Here is a 4,441-nt window from a genome sequence, read left to right as displayed (position 1 = left end):
GCGCTCCAGGCATGAAGAGGATGCGCCGCGAGGAAGAACAGCGGCGGATAGGTAATGGCGCGCCCGAGTGGGGCGGGTACGACGGGAACGGTCGCGGGCAGGATGCCCACGTCGGCACCGGGGTTGCGGCACAACGGGCAGTGATGGCTGTCGCCATGCTCGTCCGCCTGGCTGCCGTCATCGCTGCTGCCCGGCACCTCCAGGGTAAGGGAAGCTTGCTCCGCGCCTGCGCTGGTGCAGAAGTCGAGGCTGACGCGATGGGCGTTGTGGCTGGCCGGGGACAGGCTCAGCGCATGCGCCAGCGACGGCGCCAACGACGCCCACAGGATCGCGACGAGCGCGATCCACACGGCGGGGCGGGTCAGGTAGGCAGCGGAGCACATGGCGTCCGATTATATCGGAGCAGATGGGGCTGCCGCCCAGCGGCGCTCGGCAGCTGATTCGATTCCGTGCTGGTCCTATACCGACAAGTGCCGCCGCACGTCCTCGCCATCGATCGCGCCGCGGTCGCCGCGCGCCACCACCTCGCCGCGGGACAGCACCACGAACTGGTCCGCCAGTTCGCGGGCGAAGTCGAAGTACTGTTCGCACAGCAGGATGGCGATGTCGCCGCGCTGGCGCAGCATGTGGATGACGCGGGCGATGTCCTTGATGATGGAGGGCTGGATGCCTTCGGTAGGTTCGTCCAGGATGATGAGCTTGGGTTCGGCGACCAGGGCGCGGGCGATGGCCAGCTGTTGCTGCTGTCCGCCGGACAGGTCGCCGCCACGACGCGACAGCATGGTCCGCAGCACCGGGAACAACTCGTACACTTCTTCCTTGATACGGCGGGCGCGCGCCGCTGGCTTGGCCGCCATGCCCATCAGGATGTTCTCTTCCACCGTCAGTCGCGCAAAGATGTCGCGGCCTTGCGGCACATAGGCCATGCCGCGCGCGGCGCGCTGGTGCGGCGCCAGGCGCGTGATGTCGGCGCCGTCGAAGCCGATGTGGCCGCGCGCCACCGGCAGTACGCCCATCACGCATTTGAGCAATGTGGTCTTGCCCACGCCGTTGCGGCCCAGCAGCGCCAGGCATTCACCCTGGCGCAAGGACAGCGATACGCCGCGCAACGTGTGGCTGCCGCCGTAGTATTGGTCGATCGCGTTCACGTCCAGCATTTCAGCGCCCCAAGTAAACTTCGATGACGCGTGGATCGGCCTGCACCTTGCTCATCGGCCCTTCGGCCAGCACCGAGCCCTCATGCAGCACCGTGACCTTGCCGTTGCCAGCGATCTGGTTGACGAAGTCCATGTCGTGCTCCACCACCATCAGCGAATGGCGTCCGCGCAGCTCGTTCAGCAGCTCGCCGGTTCGTTCGGTCTCGGCGTCGGTCATGCCCGCCACCGGTTCGTCCAGCAACAGCAATTGCGGTTCCTGCATCAGCAGCATGCCGATCTCCAGCCACTGCTTCTGGCCATGCGACAGCAGCCCGGCGGGCAGCGCCGCTTCCGGCCGCAGCCGGATCAAGTCCAGCGTTTCGCCGATCTTGTCGGCTTGTTCGCCGCTCAGGCGCGCGAACAGCGTGGGCCGCACGCGCTTGTCGGTCTTCATCGCCAGTTCCAGGTTTTCAAAGACGCTGTGCTGCTCGAACACCGCGGGTCGCTGGAATTTCCGGCCGATGCCGGCGTGGGCGATCTGCGCTTCGTTAAGCGTGGAGAGGTCTATGCTCTGGCCGAAGTAGGCCGTGCCCGAGGTCGGCCGGGTCTTGCCGCTGATGACGTCCATCATGGTGGTCTTGCCAGCGCCGTTGGGGCCGATGATGCAGCGCAGTTCGCCTACACCTATGTCCAGCGTCAGGTCGTTGAGGGCCTTGAAGCCGTCGAAACTGACCGTGATGCCTTCCAGGTAGAGGATGGCGCCATGGCTGGTGTCCAGGCCCTTGGGGCTGACGCGGCCATAGCCGGCGTCGCCGCTGGGGCCGCCGTCGAGCGCGGCGGATTCGATGTGCGTGGTGCTCATGCCTTGTTCCCCTGGATACGGGCGGAGATGCGGCGGGCCAGGCCGACGATGCCGGTGGGCAGGAACAGCGTCACCAGCACGAAGATGAGGCCCAGCGCGTACAGCCAGAACTCCGGCAGCACGCTGGTGAACCAGGTCTTAAGGCCGTTGACGGCGCCCGCGCCGATGATGGGGCCGACCAGCGTGCCGCGGCCGCCCGTGGCTACCCAGATCACCATTTCGATCGAGGTTTCGGTGGACATTTCACTGGGGTTGATGATGCCGACCTGCGGCACGTAGAGCGCGCCGGCGATGCCGCAGAGCACGGCGGACAGGGTCCAGACGAACAATTTGAAGCCCAGCGGGTCGTAGCCGATGAAGCGCAAGCGGCTTTCGGCGTCGCGCACGGCGGTCAGTACGCGGCCCAGCTTGCTCTGGGTGACCAGCCGCGCCAGGATCAGGGCGCCGGCAAGCGCCGCCAACGTGATCCAATACAGCGCGGCGCGCGTACCCGGCGCGGTGATGTCGAAGCCCAGGATGCGCTTGAAGTCGGTGAAGCCGTTGTTGCCGCCGAAGCCCGTGTCGTTACGGAAGAACAGCAGCATCGCGGCGAAGGTCAGCGCCTGCGTGATGATGGAAAAGTACACGCCCTTGATGCGCGAGCGGAAGGCGAAGTAGCCGAACACGAAGGCCAGCACTCCCGGCACCAGCACGACCAGCAGCATGGCGTACCAGAAGTGCTCGGTAAAGGACCAGTACCAGGGGTAGCTCTTCCAGTCCAGGAACACCATGAAGTCAGGCAGATCGCTCTGGTAGACGCCGTCGCGTCCGATGGCGCGCATCAGGTACATGCCGTGCGCGTAGCCGCCCAGCGCGAAGAACAGGCCGTGGCCCAGCGACAGGATGCCGGCATAGCCCCATACCAGGTCCAGCGCCAGCGCCGCCATGGCGTAGCACATGAACTTGCCCAGCAGCGCGACCATATAGGCGGACACGTGCAGGGCATGGCCCGGCGGGAAGGCGAGATTCAGCAGGGGCAGCAACGCCAGCAGCGCCACGGCCGCGGCCAGGGCCGCCCACACCCGGCCCGAGTACAGTGGGCGGCGGGTCAGCAGGTTCAGGTCAGTCAGCGCGTTCTGTTTCATTCGACGCTCCGGCCGCGGGGGGCGAACAGGCCTTGCGGCCGTTTTTGGACGAACAGCACGATGAGCGCGAGGATGGTGATCTTGGCCATGACGGCTCCCGCGTAGGGCTCCAGGAATTTGTTGACGCCGCCCAGGCCGAGCGCGGCGATGACGGTGCCGGCCAACTGGCCCACGCCGCCCAGCACCACCACCATGAACGAATCGACGATGTAGCCGCGGCCCAGGTCCGGCCCCACGTTGCCCAGCTGGGATAGCGCTACCCCCGCCAGTCCGGCGATGCCGGACCCCAGGCCGAAGGCCAGCATGTCGACGCGGCCGGTGGGTACGCCCACGCAGTCGGCCATGCGGCGGTTCTGCGTGATGGCGCGCACGAACAGGCCCAGGCGGGTATGGTTCAGCAGCGCCCAGACCAGGAACACCACGAAGAAGGCGAAGCCGATGATGACGAGGCGGTTGTAGGTCAGCACCAGCCCGTCCAGCACCGTGAGGCCGCCGGACATCCAGCTGGGGTTGCCAACCTCTACGTTCTGCGCGCCGAACAGCGTGCGTACGGCCTGCATCAGCATCAGGCTGATGCCCCAGGTCGCCAGCAGCGTTTCCAGGGGCCGGCCATAAAGCCAGCGGATGACGGTGCGTTCCAGCGCCATGCCGACCAGCGCGGTCACGGCGAAGGCCAGCGGCAGCGCGGCCAGCACATACCAGTCCAGCCAGCCCGGCAGCCAGGCGCGGAACGCCGTCTGCACCAGGTAGGTCACATAGGCGCCTATCATCAGCAGTTCTCCGTGCGCCATGTTGATGACACCCATCAGGCCGAAGGTGATGGCCAGCCCCAGCGCCGCCAGCAGCAGCACGCTGCCCAGGCTGATGCCGTAGAACAGGTTGCCGGCCCATTCGATCGTGGCCAGATGGCGGTCGATCTGCTTGAGCGCGTGGCTGGCGGCTTCGCGCACGCCGGCATCGGGCTCCAGGTAGACGCCATCGCGTTCCTGGGTCAGCGCGGCCAGGGTCGGGCGGAAGGCGGCATTGCGGGTGCCGCCCAGCAGCTCCACTGCGTGGCGCCGCTTGGCGGGATCGCTGCTCTTCAATTCAAGATTGGCCTGCGCGATCAGCAGCGCATCGCGCACGGCCTCGTTCTTTTCCGATGTCAGCGCTTTCTCCAGCATGGGCAGGCGGGCCGGGTCGCCGGTCTGCTGCAAACGGCGGGCCGCGGCCAGGCGCTCGGCAGGCTGGTCGGAATACAGGCGCGAACTGGCCAGCGCGGTCTCGATGGCGCGGCGCAGGCGATTGTTGATGCTGATGGCGCCCGCGCCCGCGGGCAG

At 67.0% G+C, this 4,441-nt stretch carries 5 protein-coding genes; all 5 read right to left on the bottom strand.

The features are described 5' to 3' along the window. Positions 1–383 (bottom strand): DUF2946 domain-containing protein (locus VIR09_RS07570; protein ID WP_332012317.1); only part of this gene is annotated, 383 nt, incomplete at its 3' end. Between the two features lie 75 nt (positions 384–458). Further along, positions 459–1,157 carry an urea ABC transporter ATP-binding subunit UrtE gene (urtE, locus tag VIR09_RS07565; protein ID WP_332012316.1) on the bottom strand — a complete coding sequence of 233 codons (699 nt, stop codon included), beginning with the start codon at positions 1,155–1,157 and terminating at the stop codon, positions 459–461. Between the two features lies 1 nt (position 1,158). Next, complete coding sequence (gene urtD, locus VIR09_RS07560; RefSeq protein WP_332012315.1) at positions 1,159–1,998, bottom strand: urea ABC transporter ATP-binding protein UrtD; 840 nt, start codon at positions 1,996–1,998, stop codon at positions 1,159–1,161. Further along, positions 1,995–3,122 (bottom strand): urea ABC transporter permease subunit UrtC, encoded by a 1,128-nt coding sequence (gene urtC / locus VIR09_RS07555; protein WP_332012314.1) that lies wholly within the window; start codon positions 3,120–3,122, stop codon positions 1,995–1,997. Before urtC ends, urtD begins: the two co-directional genes overlap by 4 nt. Further along, on the bottom strand, positions 3,119–4,441 hold a 1,323-nt coding region (gene urtB / locus VIR09_RS07550; protein ID WP_332012313.1), incomplete at its 5' end, for an urea ABC transporter permease subunit UrtB. The genes urtC and urtB, both read right to left, overlap by 4 nt.

It is taken from the genome of Achromobacter sp., assembly GCF_036567245.1.
Classification (GTDB): domain Bacteria; phylum Pseudomonadota; class Gammaproteobacteria; order Burkholderiales; family Burkholderiaceae_B; genus Achromobacter.
This window is presented reverse-complemented; position numbering and strand designations above follow the sequence as displayed.

Coding starts and splice junctions, on each gene's coding strand:
- urtE (WP_332012316.1), bottom strand. CDS start 1,157: ATGCTGGACGTGAACGCGATCGACCAATACTACGGCGGCAGCCACACG.
- urtC (WP_332012314.1), bottom strand. CDS start 3,122: ATGAAACAGAACGCGCTGACTGACCTGAACCTGCTGACCCGCCGCCCA.
- urtD (WP_332012315.1), bottom strand. CDS start 1,998: ATGAGCACCACGCACATCGAATCCGCCGCGCTCGACGGCGGCCCCAGC.